Source organism: Flavobacterium sp. (assembly GCF_024710485.1).
In the GTDB taxonomy this organism is placed as follows: domain Bacteria; phylum Bacteroidota; class Bacteroidia; order Flavobacteriales; family Flavobacteriaceae; genus Flavobacterium.
In genome coordinates, this window is record NZ_JANJUQ010000018.1 from 72,464 (window position 1) to 89,407 (window position 16,944).

Below are 16,944 nucleotides of genomic sequence, written 5' to 3' on the forward strand. Positions count from 1 at the left end.
GTAATTTTAAAATTTCGACAAAAATACGTCAAATCTTTAGAACAGCAACTACGAAATATAAATTTCCAAAATCGATGCTTCTCCTTTCAACTGAAAATCAGTAATTACAGCGGGGAGCAATACGGTACTTCCTTTCGAATATTGATAGGATTCGTCGCCAACCAACAAACTAAATTCGCCTTCCACACACATCAACACGCAAAAAGATTCACTAGTTTTTGAAAAGACAGCTTCACCGTTTAGCGGGATAAAATTAGTAGTAAAATATGGGCAATGCACCACTTCGTTGGCCATATTGGCTTTCTTATCGTAAAATCTTTGGGGCTCTATTTTATCAAAATTCAGTGCTTCCAAAGCTAAATCTACATGCAGTTCACGGGTATTCCCATTAGCATCTTTCCGATCATAATCGTATACTCGATAGGTAATATCAGAGGTTTGCTGAATTTCGGCGATGACTGTTCCGGCTCCAATGGCATGTATGGTTCCCGTGTTCAACATAAAAACATCGCCGGATTTCACTTTTTTACTATCGAGAATATCGAGTAGCGTTTTGTTGTGAAGATGGGCAAGGTATTCCTCCGGAGAAGATTTTTCTTTGAACCCTACTATCAATCGGGCATTCTCATCGGCTTGCATCACGTACCACATTTCGGTTTTACCGAATGAATTATGCCGCTTTTGAGCCAATTCGTCATTAGGATGCAATTGAATAGATAAGTCTTCTCGGGCGTCTAAATATTTAAACAACAACGGAAATTGCTTGCCAAACCGGGCGTAGACTATATTCCCCAGAATTTCTGCAGGATACAATTCAATTAACTCATTAAGCGTTTTGCCTTCAAAAGCACCATTAGCTACAACACTAACATCGTTTTCAACAGTAGAAATCTCCCAACTTTCGCCGGTAATTTCAGAAGTTATGGGTTTGTTGAGTAAAGTTTTTAATTTAGTTCCGCCCCAAATTCTCTCTTTCAGAATGGGTTCAAATTGTAAAGGATAAAACAGCATACTTGGTATTTTTGACAAACTTACATTGTTTTAAGCATTTGCAGTGCTTTTTGAATGTGAATTTTCCCCGACATACTATTAAACACCAGCTGAACAATACCGTTTTTATCTACCACATAGGTCACTCTACCGGGAAGTAATCCCAACAAATCATTAGGAACGCCAAATAATTTTCGAAGTTTTTTATCAGAATCCGAAATCAAAATAAAAGGCAAACGATAACGGGAGGCAAACTTTTGATGTGACTTTACAGAATCACTGCTAACACCAATAACTTCCGCTCTCAAAGCCTTAAAATCTTCGTATTGATCCCGGAATGAACAAGCTTGTTCGGTACAAACTCGCGTATCGTCTTTTGGATAAAAATAAATGACTAATGATTTTCCGTCATACATCTTACTGTCAAAAGCATTTCCATCGGTGTCTACAGCAGTAAAATGAGGCAACTTATCACCAACTTTAATTGCCATGGTTATCCTTTGTAAGTCACAAAATTTCTTGGGGTTTCGTATAAAACCACTTCTAAGTCTTTATCGGTATCAATATGCTTTCGCAGTTTGTTCCAAATCACCACTACTATATTCTCGGCGGTCGGATTTAAATCGGCGAACTCTGGAACGTCTAAGTTCAAATTCTTATGATCAAAGGCATTTTCGATGTGTTCCTTGATCAAATCTGATAAAATCTTCACATCAATCACATAACCGGTTTCCGGATCAATAGTCCCTGTAACCGAAACTATTAACTCGTAATTGTGTCCGTGAAAATTGGGATTATTGCACTTTCCGAATACAGCATCGTTTTGTTCCATTGACCAGTCTTTGCGATACAATCGGTGGGCAGCGTTAAAATGAGCTTTGCGGGAAACGGTGACTTTCATTGGGTTGTGGATTGTAAGTTATAAGTTATGCGTTAAAGCTTGTGGTCTTCCAAGTAATGATAAAATTCGTCGAAAATAATTTTGAACCAAACCGTATAAATATTAGGATTTTGAATCATGTCTTGTCGTACTGCTTCAATACACATCCATTTCCAAGTTTCTACTTCTTCTGGATTAATTTGTGGTTCATCGTTGTAGTACCCAATCATCACATGATCGAGTTCATGCTCGGTCAAACCGTTGTCAAAAGGTGCTTTATAGATAAAATGGAACAATTCTTTTAACTCGGTTTTAAAACCCATTTCTTCATACAATCGTCGGGTTCCGGCTTGAATATTGGTTTCCCCTTCGCGTTGATGACTACAACAAGTATTGGTCCACAACATAGGTGAATGGTATTTGTGATGCGCGCGCTGTTGGAGCATGATTTCGTTTTTACTGTTCAACACAAAAACGGAAAAGGCACGATGCAATACTGCTTTTTCGTGCGCTTCTAATTTGTTCATTAATCCTATCGGCTCATCTTGTTCGTTCACCAAGATTACTTTCTCTTCTGTCATAGTTTTTATTAAACGTTCAAAAGTACGAAAAAAAATCAGCGTCCCTAATTCTGCTGCTCGAACAACCGTTAAACTTTCCTTAAATCACTGTAATTTGTAATCTATCAGACATTGTAACACGTATTTAACTGTAAATTTGTATTCGATTTAAAACGATTGCTATGTCTAAATCCATTGTTAATTTCCTGATTTTATTGCCGCTGTTTACTTTCTATGCTTGCGGCCAAAACAATGCTACAAAAACCAAAAATACCGCTATGGAAAATGTAATTTCAAAACCTGAAAACCCTTATTATTCTAACACTGATACTTCAAAATTGGTTTTATCCGATGAAGAATGGCGCAAAGTATTGCCCCCCGATTTGTATGCGGTAGCTCGTCAAGCAGATACCGAAAGAGCGTTCACGGGCACGATGTGGAAAAGCGAAACCAAAGGCACTTACTACTGTGCTGCTTGTGGTTTTAAACTCTTTAAATCCGACCAAAAGTTCATCAGTAGTTGCGGATGGCCGAGTTTTTTTGAACAAGACAACAAAAACAGTATTTGGTTCAAAGACGACAACTCCTATGGCATGCAACGTATTGAAGCATTGTGCGGCCGATGCAACAGTCACTTAGGCCATTTGTTTGATGACGGTCCGGCGCCTACCGGTAAAAGATATTGTATGAATGCTGTTTCGTTAGATTTTGTTCCCGATGCTGTTTCCGACAAAAGCAACACTGACACCATTGTTTTGGGTGGCGGCTGTTATTGGTGTGTGGAAGCTGTTTACGAACAACTCGATGGCGTAGAAAAAGTAGTATCCGGTTTCTCGGGTGGCAAAGTGGAAAATCCGAGTTATGAAGAAGTTTGTACCGGAACTACCGGCGCTGCAGAAGTGATTGAAATCACTTACGACAAAGCGAAAACAAATTTGGATGAAATTTTCAAAGTGTTTTTTACCGTTCACGACCCAACTACTTTAAATCGTCAAGGCGCTGACGTTGGCACGCAATACCGCTCGGTTATTTTTTATAAAAACGAAGCGCAAAAGAAAGCGGCTCAAAGTATCATAGCCGAGTTGAACAAAGAAGTTTATAACAATAAAATTGTAACCACTTTGGAACCGTTCAAGGCGTTTTACAAAGCCAAAGAATCCCATCAAAATTATTACCAAAACAATCAAGAACAACCGTATTGCCAAATGGTAATTCAACCAAAACTAGAGAAGTTTGAAAAAGTTTTTAAAAACAGACTGAAAAAGAAATAAGGCAATTATAACAGGTAATTTAAGCCAGACATTCGGCAATTTTAATCGCACATTTTTCACCATCAATAGCCGCCGAAATAATACCGCCTGCAAAACCGGCGCCTTCACCACAAGGATACAAGCCTTTGATTTGCAAATGTTCTAAGGTTTCATGATTGCGTGGAATTCTGACCGGAGAAGAAGTACGACTTTCAGGCGCGTGCAGTATCGCCTCATTGGTCATATACCCTCGCATGGATTTGCCGAACTGCACAAAACCTTCCCGCATGATTTGGGTTAAAAAACCGGGAAATACTTGTCCTAATTCGACCGAAGTCGTTCCCGGAACATAAGACGTTTTAGGAATTGAAGAAGACAATTTATTTTGGGTAAAGTCAACCATGCGCTGTGCCGGTACTTTTTGGGTTTGACCCGCCAAATGCCAAGCTTTTTGCTCGATGGCTTTTTGGAATTCCATTCCGGCCAAAGCTCCGAACTTGGCAAAAGGCTTAAAATCTTCTAATTTTAATTCGACTACTATACCCGAATTAGCTGTGGCTTGATCGCGTTTGGAAGGCGACCAACCGTTGGTCACCACTTCTCCCGGACTGGTAGCACAAGGCGCAATTACACCACCCGGACACATACAAAACGAATACATGCCGCGACCGTTGACTTGTTTCACTATTGAATACGGCGCCGGCGGCAAATACTCGCCTCTGAAATCGCAACTGTATTGGATTTTATCGATGAGCTCCTGCGGATGTTCAGCACGAACGCCCAAAGCAAAAGGTTTGGCTTCGATTAGGATTTTTTTTCGGTCTAGCAATTCAAAAATATCACGAGCGGAATGTCCGGTAGCTAAAATGACTTTGTTGGCCGAAATAGTATCGCCGTTTTGGGTGACAACGCCTTGAATTTCATTGTTTTTGATAATAAAATCACTCACACGGGTTTCGAACAACACTTGTCCGCCGCACTCGATAATTTTTTCTCGAATATCCTGAATAATCTGTGGCAATTTGTTGGTCCCAATGTGCGGATGCGCTTCGACTAAAATATCAGGAGTAGCTCCAAAAGCCACTAACAGCCTCAAAATTCGGTCGACATCGCCTCGCTTTTTAGAACGCGTGTACAATTTGCCATCAGAATACGTTCCGGCACCGCCTTCCCCGAAACAATAATTGGAATCTTCGTTAACAATATGGTCGCGGTTGATGGCTTTTAAATCACGTCGGCGACCACGAACATCTTTCCCTCTTTCAATTACTATTGGTTTTAGACCTGATTCTATCAATTGCAAGGCAGCAAATAATCCGGCCGGACCGGCGCCTACTACAATAACTTCCTGAGCATTGCTGACATTAGGATAATCAGGTAGTGCGATGACAGATTCCGAATAGGTCTCGCCTTTCAGAAAAACATTCGCCTTGATATTGAACTTAATGGCTTTTTGACGGGCATCAATAGAACGCTTTACAACCACTACTTTTTGAATGTCGCTCACGTCAACTTGAAACAACTTTGCGACGTGCTCGTTAAGAAGGACTTCATTGTGAGCGGTTTCGGGAGAGACTTGAAAAAGTAATTCGCGTGGCATGATTCAATTTTCAGCAAAAGTACACAAATGGAATTACTTTTTTTCCTCAAAAGCGCGCAAGGCAAAAGAAGCCAACCAATGTTCGCCTTCATAATTGCCATCAACTACGGAAGACAACGAAAAATTCAGGTGAAAATCGGCCATGGCTTTCAAATGTGAGAACTCTTTTGGATATTGATTAATCAAAGCATACAAATTCCACGCACGGCTAAAATTGAGTCCGTCAAGGTGCACCAAATGTCCATCGGTTCTGTCAGACACTCGAGCGACTTCCCAAGTGAATTTCTTCTTGAAGAGTTGTGGCGCGAACTTTTTAAGCCATATCAGGAAATCCGTTTCCGACAAAACCCTTTGCATTAAAGCCATTTCTTCCAAACACGGCGATAGGAAATCTGTTCCGCTCGGTTCCCAAGTAAAAGGACAATTTTCATCTTTAGCGAACATTCGAACTGCATTGTCACGGATGGTTTGTTGGAATTGTTTGTTTTTAGAATGCGCTGCATAATCCCAAGCAAAGGTCAATCCGAAAGCGGTATTGTTGTGTGTACCTACCCTAACCGGATACAATAACTTAGGTAAAAACTCAATGTACCTTTCGATGATAATATTGGAAAGCGGTTTTAAGTTTTGGGCCAACTCCTGCGCAAACGGTTCGTTATAAGTTTCCAATTCCAATTGGAGTTTGAGCAACCAATTCCAGCCGTACATTCGCTCAAAAGACTTTTCGTGTTTCTTGTTGAGATAGTCTATTTCGACCTGAATGTTGGCTTTAGATAAATTGGTTTGCAATTTTTGAATAATCAGCGTGCGATTGGGCAAATTCGGAAATCGCTTTAGCAAAAAAACCAAACTCCAATGGCCGTGGACTGAAGAATGCCAATCAAAACAACCATAGAAAGTAGGATGCAATTGTTTGGGCGATTGTATTTCGGTACTGTCCAACAACATTTGTCCCAGTTTGTTGGGATATTCCTGTTGCAGGCATTTTAAGGGTAAAGATGCTAAATGATTGGCTTGTTCGAGTGTTAATTCTTGTGCACCAACTGTACCACTGACCCAAAGTAATATATAAAGGAGATATTTCATGGATTTGCTTTTTTTCAAATGTAGCAAAAAGTTAACTTTGCCACTCAATATTGTATTTATGTCAAGACAAATAAAACTCATTTGGGATTTTCACGGACCGGCTTCGGCTAAAACTGCTGAGCATCATGAAATTCATTTAAAAGAATTCATTGCTATTGAAAAATTACCGATTAGCATTACCGGTTTTGAAATAAAAGACGAAATGCATGCTATTGCTTTTATTGTGGTAAATGACGAGCAAATGATCCCGATGCGAGATGCCTTAAAACCACACCGAGGCGAATTGTATATGCCATAAAAAAAGAGAAACTATAGCTTCTCTCTTCTAATTTGCTACTTCGCTGATGAATTTAATACGCATCAATCGGAGTTCTTCTATATCGTAATCACCATCGAATTCTTTGAGGGCTTCTTCAATTTTATCAGATTCGGAATCCATAAAATAATCGTGAATTTCTTCTTGTTGTTCTTCGTCTAAAATCTCATTGATCCAATAGTCGATGTTGAGTTTGGTTCCGGAATACACAATTTGCTCCATTTCTTTCAGCAAGGTATCCATATTCATGCCTTTGGCTTTGGCAATATCTTCCAACGAAAGTTTGCGGTCGATGTTTTGAATGATGTATAATTTATTGGAAGAATTGGCTCCGGTAGATTTCACCACCAAATCATCAGGGCGAATGATGTCGTTGTCTTCTACATAACGGGCAATTAACTCTACAAAATCTTTTCCGTATTTTTTGGCTTTGCCTTCCCCTACTCCGTGCACATTGCTTAATTCGTCAATGGTTATGGGATATTTGAGCGCCATGTCTTCCAAAGACGGATCTTGAAATACTACAAACGGAGGAACACCTAATTTTTTGGCGACTTTTTTACGCAATTCACGCAACATGACCATCAAAGCTTCGTCGGCAGTACCGGACGATTTAGAGGCTGTTACTATGGCTTCATCTTCATTTTCGCTATATTCATGGTCTTCCGACATGAGGAAAGAAGTTGGATTTTTGATGAACTCATGACCGCGCTCCGAAACTTTCAAAATACCGTAGGTTTCGATGTCTTTATTGAGCAGTCCGTCTACCAATACTTGTCGGATTAAGGCCATCCAATAACGCTCATCGTAGTTAGCGCCGCAACCGAAAAATTTTTGCGTATCAGTTCGGTGTGCTTTGATGGTGGCATTTACGCGTCCGATTAGGGTAAAAACCACTTCTTTGGATTTGTATAAATGCTTGGTATCACGCACCACTTCCAATAACATTTTGACTTGGTCTTGGGCCTCGACTTTGGTTTTCGGATTTCTGACATTGTCGTCCATATCAGCACCTTCGCCGGTTTCACTGTCGAATTCTTCTCCGAAATAATGTAATAAGAACTTACGTCTCGACATTGATGTTTCGGCATAGGCCACTACTTCTTGCAATAAAGCAAAACCAATTTCCTGTTCGGCTACCGGTTTACCCGACATAAACTTCTCGAGTTTTTCTACATCTTTATACGAATAGTAAGCTAAACAATGACCCTCGCCGCCGTCACGACCGGCACGACCGGTTTCCTGGTAGTAACTTTCAAGAGATTTCGGAATATCGTGGTGAATTACAAAACGAACGTCCGGTTTGTCGATTCCCATTCCGAAAGCAATGGTTGCCACCACTACTTCCACATCTTCCATCAGGAACATATCTTGGTGTTTGGCGCGGGTTTTAGCGTCTAATCCTGCGTGGTAAGGAACGGCACTAATACCGTTTACTTGGAGTACTTCGGCAATTTCTTCAACTTTTTTGCGACTCAAACAGTAAATAATTCCCGACTTCCCTTTGTTTTGCTTAATAAAACGGATGATATCCGCTTCAATATTTTTGGTTTTAGTACGTACTTCGTAAAATAAATTCGGGCGGTTGAACGATGCTTTGAAGGTTTTCGCATCCGTCATGTCCAAATTTTTCAGAATATCTTCCTGCACTTTTGGCGTTGCCGTTGCCGTTAAACCAATGACCGGCACATCGCCCAATTGTTTGATAATTTGTCTTAAATTGCGGTACTCCGGTCGGAAATCATGTCCCCATTCCGATATACAATGCGCTTCATCAATGGCTACAAAAGAAATAGGCACACTTTGTAAAAACTCCACATATTCTTCTTTGGTTAACGATTCTGGAGCGACATACAATAATTTGGTTATTCCGGACGTAATATCCTTTTTAACCTGATTGATTTCTGTTTTGGTTAGAGATGAATTCAACACATGCGCGATGCCGTTTTCGGAAGACAAACTTCGAATAGCATCCACTTGGTTTTTCATCAAAGCAATTAATGGGGAAACTACGATGGCAGTTCCTTCTTGTATAAGAGCCGGCAGTTGGTAACATAATGATTTTCCACCGCCGGTTGGCATGATAACGAATGTATTTTGCTTAGCAATAATACTTTTTATGACTTGTTCCTGTAATCCTTTAAATTGGCTGAAACCAAAATATTTTTTTAATGCTGCGTGGATGTCAATTTCGTCTAAATTCATTCTGTGTTAATCGTATTTTTACATAAATTTGCAAACATAAAGATACGACTTTCTTTTACACACACAAATTTTATATTCGTACAATTTTGATCTCAAAAGAAACCATTTTAGCCTCTGCCCAAAAGACCATTTTAGCTGAAAGTGAGGCCATTTCAAGATTAGTTGATTTTCTCGATGAGGATTTCGTTAAAACTGTTGAAATCATTTACCAATCTTCGGGGAGATTAGTGGTAACCGGAATCGGGAAAAGCGCCATCATTGCGCAAAAAATAGTAGCCACTTTAAATTCTACTGGAACGCCTTCGTTATTCTTGCATGCTTCCGAAGCCATTCATGGTGATTTGGGTATGGTGCAGCCTGGCGATGTGGTGATTTGCATCTCCAAAAGCGGCAACAGTCCGGAGATTAAAGTATTGGTACCTTTATTGAAAAGATTCGGCAACAAATTAATCGCCATCACCGGAAACACCACCTCATTTTTAGGTAAAGAAGCTGATTATGTGTTGAATACTTATGTAGAAAGCGAAGCTTGTCCCAATAATTTAGCACCTACCAACAGTACGACCGCACAATTGGTAATCGGGGATGCCTTGGCCGTTTGTTTGATGGATATGCGTCAGTTTACTGCAGAAGATTTTGCCAAATACCATCCAGGTGGTGCTTTAGGCAAGAAATTATTGCTTAGAGTTGGTGATATGCTAGACATGACGCACAAACCGGTTGTAACACCGGAGGCCAACATCAAAACGGTGATTATGGAAATTTCCGAAAAGCGTTTGGGTGTAACGGCGGTGGTAGAAAACAATAAAGTAATAGGGATTATTACCGATGGTGACATCCGAAGAATGCTCAATAAAACAGAAACAATTTCAGGCTTAACCGCTAAAGACATTATGACGGTAAACCCGAAAAGAATCAAGTCGACCGATTTGGTAAGTGATGCGTTGAACATATTGGAAGATTTTTCGATTACCCAATTGGTGGTTATTGACCAAGACGAATACAAAGGCGTGATTCATTTACATGATATTTTAAAAGAAGGCATTGTATAATGGCGAAAAAAGAGCTTAAGGAAATGTCTTTCCTAGATCATTTAGAGGAATTGAGATGGATGTTGGTCAGAAGCACCATCGTTATCATCACTATTGCGTGTGCGTCCTATTTCATAGATGATTTTATCTTCAATGAAATTATTTTCGGGCCGCAAGATCCGAATTTCGTGACCTATGAATTCTTTTGCAAAGTCACCCGTTTTTTTGGCGTAGATGATTCCTACGCCTGTGCCACTGAATTCTCCTTTATCATCCAAAATACCGAAGTTGGCGGACAGTTTTCCATCTATCTTTGGATACTTATCACCGCAGGATTCATCTTAGGGTTCCCCTATGTACTCTGGGAAATTTGGAAATTCATCCGCCCGGCCTTGTACGAAAACGAACGCAAAAAAGCCGGCTTGTTCATCGTGGTTTCTTCATTATTGTTTTTTATCGGAGTGTTATTCGGTTATTTTATCATCGTGCCGTTAACCATCAACTTCTTTGCCACTTTTAATGTGAGTCCGACGGTTGTCAATCAGTTTACGGTTGATTCCTATATCAGCATGATTAAAACCTCATTAATTGTTAGCGGATTGGTATTTGAACTTCCGATTTTTGTGTATTTCCTAACCAAGTTAGGTTTGGTAACACCGGCATTCCTGCGAAAATACCGAAGAGCCGCGATAGTACTCATCTTAATTGTAGCGGCTATCGTAACACCGCCGGATATTCCGAGTCAGGTAATCGTATCCATCCCAATATTAGTGCTGTACGAAGCCAGTATCTTGATAGCGGCATTTGTAACCAAAAAAGAAAAAGAAAATGAGTGATTTAGTAAAAGAATTTAACGACTATCGTTCTAAAATGAACGAAAAGTTGTTGGCAGACAACAATAAAATTGTCAAACGAATTTTTAATTTAGACACCAATGCCTACGCTGAAGGCGCTTTAGACGTAAAAACCAAAGAATTATTAGGGTTAGTAGCTTCAGCCGTATTGCGTTGCGATGATTGTATCAAATACCATTTAGAAACCAGCTACAAAGAAGGCGTTTCCAAAGAAGAAATGATGGAAGCCATGGGCATTGCTACTTTAGTAGGCGGCACTATTGTAATCCCGCATTTAAGAAGAGCTTACGAGTTTTGGGAAGCTCTAGAAGAAAGTGGGCAGTAAAAACGGAACCCAATTTTCCAAAACAAGAGTTAAAACAATAAATCAAGCAAATGGATTTTGTTTATTTGCACTTATAAAAACTTAGTACCTTAGTTACTTAGAACCTTAGAAACTCCAACATGAAATTAAGAGCCGAAAATTTAGTCAAAACCTACAAAGGCAGAAGTGTGGTAAAAGGCATCTCTGTAGAAGTAAATCAGGGAGAAATTGTAGGCCTTTTGGGTCCCAACGGAGCCGGAAAAACCACCTCTTTTTATATGATTGTTGGTTTGGTAAAACCCAATTCGGGGAATATTTATTTGGACGACATGAACATTACCGATTTCCCGATGTACAAACGTGCACAATATGGAATTGGCTATTTGGCACAAGAAGCTTCAGTGTTCAGAAAGTTGAGTATCGAAGATAATATCCTCAGTGTTTTGCAATTGACCAAACTTTCTAAAGAAGAACAAATTGCCAAAATGGAAAGCCTGATTGCCGAATTCAGTTTGGAGCATATTCGAACCAACCGCGGCGACTTGTTATCCGGAGGAGAAAGAAGACGTACCGAAATTGCCCGTGCTTTGGCCACCGACCCTAAATTCATTCTGCTTGACGAACCTTTTGCCGGCGTTGACCCGGTGGCTGTAGAGGACATTCAGCGCATTGTAGCCCAACTCAAAAATAAAAACATCGGCATCTTAATTACCGATCACAACGTACAGGAAACCCTAGCCATTACGGATAAAACGTATTTGATGTTTGAAGGTGGCATTCTAAAAGCCGGAGTTCCTGAAGAATTGGCCGAAGATGAAATGGTACGTAAAGTGTATCTCGGACAAAATTTCGAGTTGCGCAAAAAGAAATTGCATTTCTAGCAAAAACATTTGATTATGAAAAATCCAAGTCAGGAAACTTTGAAAGAATGGCGCACCAATCCGAAATATTGGAAATACGGTTTATTTTACTGTAACAAAGAAGATGGCCGACTATTGGTTGATAAACCCAATCCAAACTATGGCACCACTTTAAACTTCGCACACAAAAAATCTTATCTTTTTTTTGTGGGCATGTTACTCTTTTTCGGATTAGTAATCTTATCGATTTCACTAAGTCAATAAAAAAGCTTCCTAATTGGAAGCTTTTTTGTTGGATATATTATTAAAAACTGATAGTAAGACATATACCAGTATGATCAGCGGCACAGCCAATATCTTCAGAAAAATCAGCATCAAAACCGACAAACACAAAAAGAATAACTGCAATTTATACTTGGCCACACTGAAATTCTTAATCTTCAAGGAAAACAGCGGGATTTCGGCATTCATCACATAAGCGCTAACAGCTGTGACCGCTAATAAAAACCAAGTATTGGTTAATACATCTATAACTTGATACGGGCAAACATCTGGATTCCATAACAGCGGTAAACTCACAATAAAAAGCGCATTAGCCGGAGTGGGTAAACCAATAAAAGAATCCGATTGACGCGTATCAATATTAAATTTAGCCAAACGATAACAAGCGCCAACAGTAATCATGAATCCCACGAAAGGCAACACATGCAGTTCGTTCTGTAAAGTATCAATACTGCTCAAGTTGGAATTGAATCTGGAATTAACTTCGGCATCAACCAACATCTTGTACATTACAAACCCAGGTACAACACCGCTGGTAATCATGTCGGCTAAAGAATCCAACTGCACCCCTAAAGGTCCTGCGACATTGAACTTGCGTGCAAAAAATCCATCAAAAAAATCGAAGAAAATCCCCAAACAAACAAAGCCAAAAGCCCAATGATATCCGAAATCGGCAACAAACACCAAAGCCACACAACCACACAATAAATTAAGCATCGTAAAGAAGTTAGGAATCTGGGCTTTGAGGTTCATGTATCGCGTTTGTTTATTTTTTTTTGAATTACAAATTTAATACAATAAGTTGCAGACTTCTGCGTTTTATATTCAAGATTTTTATGTGATATTTGTAAAAAGAAAAATTGCCTTGAAAAAAACAATTGCTATTCTGTTGCTTTTAACCGGTCTGACAACTCATGCTCAAGCCGTTAGAAAATATTCCAATGAGTTTATGAATATAGGAGTAGATGCAGCAGCTTTAGGCATGTCAAATGCAGTTACAGCCTACACCGGCGATGTCAATTCGGGGTACTGGAATCCGGCCGGACTATTAAAAATTGAAGACAGTGAAGCTGCTTTGATGCACGCTAGTTACTTCGCCAATATTGCTCAATACGACTATGCCGCTTATGCCAAAAAAATTGATGACCGAAGTGCTTGGGGTGTTTCCCTAATTCGTTTCGGGGTGGATGATATTCTCAATACTACCCAATTAATCGACGGCGAAGGCAATATTGATTACAACCGCATCAGCCTTTTCTCTACCGCCGATTACGGTTTGACCTTTTCCTACGCACGCCAAATGAAACTCGAGGGTTTTCAATATGGTGTCAATGCCAAAGTGATTCGACGTATGATTGGCGATTTTGCTAATTCTTGGGGATTTGGATTCGATGTAGGCTTGCAATTCGACAGAAATGATTGGCATTTCGGATTGATGTTACGCGACATCACCACCACTTACAATGTTTGGGCCATTGACGAAGACAAATACGAAGACATCCAAAATGCAGTAGCCGGACAAAATCAGGAATTACCCGAAAGCACAGAAATTACTATGCCAAAAGCACAACTGGGTATTGCCAAAAAATTTGAATTCCACTACGATTATACCTTACTTGCTGCTGTCAATTTAAACATGCAATTTGCCCGAACCAATGACGTGATTGCTTCAGATGCCGTGAGTATTGATCCGGCGGTTGGATTTGAATTTGGCTATACCGATTTGGTTTTTCTTCGAGCCGGCGTGGGGAATTTTCAAAACGTACAACAATTGGACGGTTCCACTAAAGTGAATTTTCAACCCAATATTGGCTTAGGCTTTAAATACAAAGGCATCCAAGTAGATTACGCCTTAACCGATTTAGGGGATCAAAGTGCCGCGTTGTACTCGAATATTTTCTCGGTTAAAGTCGATTTGAGTATTTTTAGATAAAAATTTATGTGGCAAAAAATAAGGTTCTTACTTCTACTCATCTTCAGTGTTAGTGCTTTTTCTCAAAGTCCGAAACTCTCCGAAAATGCCCAAGTCAGCATTTTCACTTGTGGTCGCGGGGAACAATTGTACTCTACTTTCGGTCATACAGCACTTCGAATCAAGGACGAATCGAATCAACTCGATGTGGTTTTCAACTACGGCACTTTCGATTTCAGAACGGAAAACTTTTACTTAAAGTTTGTCAAAGGCGATTTGCAGTATTTTATGAGTGTGACCTCTTTGGAAGAGTTCATCTACGAATACCAAACCGACGGCAGAGAGGTGATAGAACAAATACTGGATTTACCTCTTGCAAGTAAACAAAAATTATTAGACGAATTGAGCGCTACTCTTTACAGTTCGGAACGATACTATACCTATAAATTTATTGACCGCAATTGCACCACTATGGTTAACGAGAAAATAGGGAATTATGTTGGAGGAAAAAATTTAGAAAAAGTGGATGACAAAACCATCACTTACCGTAAACTGCTTTATCCTTATTTTGAGAATTACTTTTGGTACAAACTTGGCATTAATATCATTTTCGGTGCCAAAACCGATGCCAAAGCCGAAGAACTGTTTCTGCCGATAGAATTGTTGCACAGCTTAGACCAAGCTACTAGTAACGGTAAATCTTTGGTTATTGATAAAAAGACTTTGGTAGAAGGCACTCCGGAGACCCAGGCTGAATTTTCTTTCTTCAACAGCATTTATTGCATTATTGCTTTTTTGGGATTAATGCTATTGTTTAACAAACGTTGGCTATTCCTTACCTATCTGTTTGTTTGCGGTATTTTAGGTTTGTTTTTGTGTATGGTCGGATTGTATTCAGAGCATCAAGAAGTATTGTGGAACTACAATGCCTTACTGTTTTCTCCGCTCTTTTTACTCTTGCCTTTTTTGAAAAAAGAAAACTTAAGAAAAGTAAGTTTAGTCAGTATCACTTTGTTGCTGGTTTACACGGTTGTCATGATTAATAAACCGCATTTACCTATTATGTTGCCGTTTATAGTGTCAACACTTTACATGCTACTAAAAATAATCGGAGTGAATCCTCTAAGATTATTGCCCCCTGTAAAATAAAACCGTACTAAAGGTTTTAAACAAGATATTGAAATCGAGGAACAAACTTCGGTGTTTGATGTAATATAAGTCGTATTGCAGCTTAATCAAACTGTCGTCGATGGTTTCGCCATAAGAATAATTGACTTGCGCCCAACCGGTTAATCCGGGTTTAATCACATGACGGGTTTCATAAAACGGCATCACTTCGGCAATTTCATTTACAAATATAGGACGTTCCGGTCTGGGACCTATCACAGCCATTTCTCCTTTAAGAATATTATAAAACTGAGGAAACTCGTCAATTCTGGACTTGCGCATGATTTTCCCGAATGGCGTTACGCGGGAATCATTCGAAGTGGCAAAAACGGCTCCTGCTTTTTCGGCATTCTTGACCATCGTTCTAAACTTCAGTATGCGGAATACTTTACCGTTTCTTCCTACCCGTTCTTGGGTATAAAATAATTTTCCTTTATTCCCGATAATATTACCAACAAGCACTATTGGAATTAGTATCAGCCCTAAAGCCAGACCAATTAAAGAGATGATTATCTCGAGAAATCGAACCACAATTAAATATAAATGATTTTGATTGCTGCGACTAAAAGGGAAATAACGATAAAAATCACGGGAAACATATTGCACAGGAATGCGTTGGGTAATATTTTCATATACTTGAGTATACTCTCGAATTATATATCCGTTTTCCAACAAATAAATTAATTGATTGTAAAGTTTTACCGTAATTCCATCGGTTTTTTGAGAAGCAATAACGACTTCGGAAATAGAATTTTGCTTAACAAAAAGCTCTAGCTTATCAATGTCAATATGCTCAATATCTTTCAAATCAATATCGGTCAAATTGGTACTGTCTGAATTTACAAATCCCAACACGCGATAATGTGGATCTGCACTTTCCAGGCCATCTACCAGTTCTTTAACTTGTTCCTTATCACAAACTAAAATCACTTTTTTGACAAATCGATTGGAAGCAAAAAAGCGGACATAAACCATTCTCCAAATAAACAAGGCCCCAAAAATGGCAAAGAAAAATATTAAAATTTGCAAACGGTTGGAAGGTAAAACCGGGGTGTATATAGGTGTCAACAAATACGACAAAACTGTAATTGAAGTGGTAAGTATGATACTTTTAATTACCTGATATTGATTACTTGCCACCTGTAAATTATACATCTCAAAAACAGAACCAAAGAACAATAAATACAGTCCTAAAACTATGGTCCAATAATAATTGGTAGCTGAAATATTAAAATAATCGAATTGGAAGATAATACCCACAAAGTACAGAGAAAAAAGCACAGAAATAAAGTCGAAGATTCTTAAAAGTATCTTACGCTCTGATATTTCAAAGTGTATATCTTTTTTTTTACGCATTTAAAATTTCCAAATTTTGAAGTGCAAGTTAATAAATATTAACGAACTATCGGAGTAAATCAATCCACTGCTTTCTGATTATGTCCCAATCAAACCCTTTAACCAAATTATATGCATTGGCTGCCAAGTCATCTGCTAATTGAGATTCTGAAAAAAGTCGGTCGATTTGAAAAACCATAGCCTCTAAATTGTTATCCTCCACTAAAAGTGCATTTTGTTCATGCTGTAAAAGGAATGGGATTCCGCCAACATTGGTTGAAACAACAGGTAATCCAAGTGCCATAGCTTCAA

At 39.1% G+C, this 16,944-nt stretch carries 19 protein-coding genes; 9 read left to right on the forward strand and 10 right to left on the reverse strand.

Annotated features, from left to right (window positions below; all coding sequences use genetic code 11):
* Positions 1-48: 48 nt before the first annotated feature.
* Genes Q0M21_RS04105 through idi form a run of 4 tightly spaced genes read right to left on the reverse strand, consistent with a single transcriptional unit; the run spans position 49 to position 2,451 of the window.
* Entirely contained in the window at positions 49-1,011 is a 963-nt protein-coding gene (locus Q0M21_RS04105; RefSeq protein ID WP_295334966.1) for a type I phosphomannose isomerase catalytic subunit, read from the reverse strand.
* A 20-nt stretch (positions 1,012-1,031) separates the two neighbouring features.
* A complete protein-coding gene (locus tag Q0M21_RS04110) occupies positions 1,032-1,481 on the reverse strand; it encodes a peroxiredoxin (RefSeq protein ID WP_295334968.1) in 450 nt (149 codons plus the stop codon).
* Between the two features lie 2 nt (positions 1,482-1,483).
* A complete protein-coding gene (locus tag Q0M21_RS04115) occupies positions 1,484-1,891 on the reverse strand; it encodes a 6-carboxytetrahydropterin synthase (RefSeq protein WP_295334969.1) in 408 nt (135 codons plus the stop codon).
* Positions 1,892-1,923: 32 nt separating this feature from the next.
* Positions 1,924-2,451: an isopentenyl-diphosphate Delta-isomerase gene (idi, locus tag Q0M21_RS04120; protein ID WP_295334971.1), complete on the reverse strand. Its 528-nt coding sequence runs from the start codon at positions 2,449-2,451 to the stop codon at positions 1,924-1,926.
* A gap of 257 nt (positions 2,452-2,708) precedes the next feature.
* Here idi and Q0M21_RS04125 point away from each other — a divergent pair, with 257 nt between their 5' ends.
* Positions 2,709-3,701 carry a bifunctional methionine sulfoxide reductase B/A protein gene (locus Q0M21_RS04125; RefSeq protein ID WP_295334999.1) on the forward strand — a complete coding sequence of 331 codons (993 nt, stop codon included), beginning with the start codon at positions 2,709-2,711 and terminating at the stop codon, positions 3,699-3,701.
* A gap of 19 nt (positions 3,702-3,720) precedes the next feature.
* Here the strand turns inward: Q0M21_RS04125 and Q0M21_RS04130 are convergent, their stop codons facing one another.
* Positions 3,721-5,280, reverse strand: coding sequence for an NAD(P)/FAD-dependent oxidoreductase (locus Q0M21_RS04130; protein ID WP_295334973.1), 1,560 nt, complete (start codon positions 5,278-5,280; stop codon positions 3,721-3,723).
* 33 nt (positions 5,281-5,313) lie between these two features.
* Entirely contained in the window at positions 5,314-6,366 is a 1,053-nt protein-coding gene (locus tag Q0M21_RS04135) for a DUF2891 domain-containing protein (protein WP_295334974.1), read from the reverse strand.
* Positions 6,367-6,424: 58 nt separating this feature from the next.
* Between Q0M21_RS04135 and Q0M21_RS04140 the strand changes: the two genes are divergently transcribed.
* The gene (locus tag Q0M21_RS04140) at positions 6,425-6,664 is read left to right on the forward strand and encodes a hypothetical protein (protein WP_295334976.1); all 240 of its coding nucleotides are present in this window, start codon (positions 6,425-6,427) and stop codon (positions 6,662-6,664) included.
* A gap of 27 nt (positions 6,665-6,691) precedes the next feature.
* On the opposite strand, the gene recQ is transcribed toward Q0M21_RS04140, so the two are convergent.
* Positions 6,692-8,887, reverse strand: coding sequence for a DNA helicase RecQ (gene recQ / locus Q0M21_RS04145; RefSeq protein ID WP_295334978.1), 2,196 nt, complete (start codon positions 8,885-8,887; stop codon positions 6,692-6,694).
* Between the two features lie 86 nt (positions 8,888-8,973).
* On the opposite strand from recQ, the gene Q0M21_RS04150 reads away from it, so the two are divergent.
* The 5 genes from Q0M21_RS04150 (at position 8,974) to Q0M21_RS04170 (ending at position 12,200) form a co-directional block, all read left to right on the forward strand.
* A complete protein-coding gene (locus tag Q0M21_RS04150; RefSeq protein ID WP_295334980.1) occupies positions 8,974-9,939 on the forward strand; it encodes an SIS domain-containing protein in 966 nt (321 codons plus the stop codon).
* Complete coding sequence (tatC, locus tag Q0M21_RS04155; RefSeq protein ID WP_295334982.1) at positions 9,939-10,754, forward strand: twin-arginine translocase subunit TatC; 816 nt, start codon at positions 9,939-9,941, stop codon at positions 10,752-10,754. The genes Q0M21_RS04150 and tatC overlap by 1 nt, the downstream gene beginning before the upstream one ends.
* Positions 10,747-11,097, forward strand: a complete 351-nt coding sequence (locus Q0M21_RS04160) for a carboxymuconolactone decarboxylase family protein (RefSeq protein ID WP_290876648.1) — start codon at positions 10,747-10,749, stop codon at positions 11,095-11,097. Before tatC ends, Q0M21_RS04160 begins: the two co-directional genes overlap by 8 nt.
* Before the next feature lie 119 nt (positions 11,098-11,216).
* The gene (gene lptB, locus Q0M21_RS04165) at positions 11,217-11,957 is read left to right on the forward strand and encodes an LPS export ABC transporter ATP-binding protein (RefSeq protein WP_295334983.1); all 741 of its coding nucleotides are present in this window, start codon (positions 11,217-11,219) and stop codon (positions 11,955-11,957) included.
* Positions 11,958-11,972: 15 nt separating this feature from the next.
* Positions 11,973-12,200, forward strand: a complete 228-nt coding sequence (locus Q0M21_RS04170; RefSeq protein WP_295334984.1) for a hypothetical protein — start codon at positions 11,973-11,975, stop codon at positions 12,198-12,200.
* A gap of 9 nt (positions 12,201-12,209) precedes the next feature.
* Here Q0M21_RS04170 and Q0M21_RS04175 read toward each other — a convergent pair whose 3' ends face one another.
* Positions 12,210-12,971, reverse strand: a complete 762-nt coding sequence (locus tag Q0M21_RS04175; RefSeq protein WP_295334986.1) for a CDP-alcohol phosphatidyltransferase family protein — start codon at positions 12,969-12,971, stop codon at positions 12,210-12,212.
* 196 nt (positions 12,972-13,167) lie between these two features.
* On the opposite strand from Q0M21_RS04175, the gene Q0M21_RS04180 reads away from it, so the two are divergent.
* Both Q0M21_RS04180 and Q0M21_RS04185 read left to right on the forward strand, forming a co-directional pair.
* Positions 13,168-14,151, forward strand: coding sequence for a PorV/PorQ family protein (locus Q0M21_RS04180; RefSeq protein ID WP_295335000.1), 984 nt, complete (start codon positions 13,168-13,170; stop codon positions 14,149-14,151).
* Between the two features lie 6 nt (positions 14,152-14,157).
* Positions 14,158-15,279 carry a DUF4105 domain-containing protein gene (locus Q0M21_RS04185; RefSeq protein ID WP_295334988.1) on the forward strand — a complete coding sequence of 374 codons (1,122 nt, stop codon included), beginning with the start codon at positions 14,158-14,160 and terminating at the stop codon, positions 15,277-15,279.
* Here the strand turns inward: Q0M21_RS04185 and Q0M21_RS04190 are convergent.
* Together Q0M21_RS04190 and Q0M21_RS04195 are read right to left on the reverse strand one after the other, a co-directional pair.
* Positions 15,259-16,653, reverse strand: coding sequence for an exopolysaccharide biosynthesis polyprenyl glycosylphosphotransferase (locus Q0M21_RS04190; RefSeq protein WP_295334990.1), 1,395 nt, complete (start codon positions 16,651-16,653; stop codon positions 15,259-15,261). The genes Q0M21_RS04185 and Q0M21_RS04190 overlap by 21 nt on opposite strands.
* A 46-nt stretch (positions 16,654-16,699) precedes the next feature.
* Positions 16,700-16,944 (reverse strand): glycosyltransferase (locus tag Q0M21_RS04195; protein WP_295334991.1); only part of this gene is annotated, 245 nt, incomplete at its 5' end.

Bases quoted from the DNA above. Each gene is read 5' to 3' on its own strand.
- Q0M21_RS04105 (WP_295334966.1), bottom strand. From the start codon at position 1,011: ATGCTGTTTTATCCTTTACAATTTGAACCCATTCTGAAAGAGAGAATT.
- Q0M21_RS04110 (WP_295334968.1), bottom strand. From the start codon at position 1,481: ATGGCAATTAAAGTTGGTGATAAGTTGCCTCATTTTACTGCTGTAGAC.
- Q0M21_RS04115 (WP_295334969.1), bottom strand. From the start codon at position 1,891: ATGAAAGTCACCGTTTCCCGCAAAGCTCATTTTAACGCTGCCCACCGA.
- idi (WP_295334971.1), bottom strand. From the start codon at position 2,451: ATGACAGAAGAGAAAGTAATCTTGGTGAACGAACAAGATGAGCCGATA.
- Q0M21_RS04125 (WP_295334999.1), top strand. From the start codon at position 2,709: ATGGAAAATGTAATTTCAAAACCTGAAAACCCTTATTATTCTAACACT.
- Q0M21_RS04130 (WP_295334973.1), bottom strand. From the start codon at position 5,280: ATGCCACGCGAATTACTTTTTCAAGTCTCTCCCGAAACCGCTCACAAT.
- Q0M21_RS04135 (WP_295334974.1), bottom strand. From the start codon at position 6,366: ATGAAATATCTCCTTTATATATTACTTTGGGTCAGTGGTACAGTTGGT.
- Q0M21_RS04140 (WP_295334976.1), top strand. From the start codon at position 6,425: ATGTCAAGACAAATAAAACTCATTTGGGATTTTCACGGACCGGCTTCG.
- recQ (WP_295334978.1), bottom strand. From the start codon at position 8,887: ATGAATTTAGACGAAATTGACATCCACGCAGCATTAAAAAAATATTTT.
- tatC (WP_295334982.1), top strand. From the start codon at position 9,939: ATGGCGAAAAAAGAGCTTAAGGAAATGTCTTTCCTAGATCATTTAGAG.
- Q0M21_RS04160 (WP_290876648.1), top strand. From the start codon at position 10,747: ATGAGTGATTTAGTAAAAGAATTTAACGACTATCGTTCTAAAATGAAC.
- lptB (WP_295334983.1), top strand. From the start codon at position 11,217: ATGAAATTAAGAGCCGAAAATTTAGTCAAAACCTACAAAGGCAGAAGT.
- Q0M21_RS04170 (WP_295334984.1), top strand. From the start codon at position 11,973: ATGAAAAATCCAAGTCAGGAAACTTTGAAAGAATGGCGCACCAATCCG.
- Q0M21_RS04175 (WP_295334986.1), bottom strand. From the start codon at position 12,971: ATGAACCTCAAAGCCCAGATTCCTAACTTCTTTACGATGCTTAATTTA.
- Q0M21_RS04180 (WP_295335000.1), top strand. From the start codon at position 13,168: ATGAATATAGGAGTAGATGCAGCAGCTTTAGGCATGTCAAATGCAGTT.
- Q0M21_RS04185 (WP_295334988.1), top strand. From the start codon at position 14,158: ATGTGGCAAAAAATAAGGTTCTTACTTCTACTCATCTTCAGTGTTAGT.
- Q0M21_RS04190 (WP_295334990.1), bottom strand. From the start codon at position 16,653: ATGCGTAAAAAAAAAGATATACACTTTGAAATATCAGAGCGTAAGATA.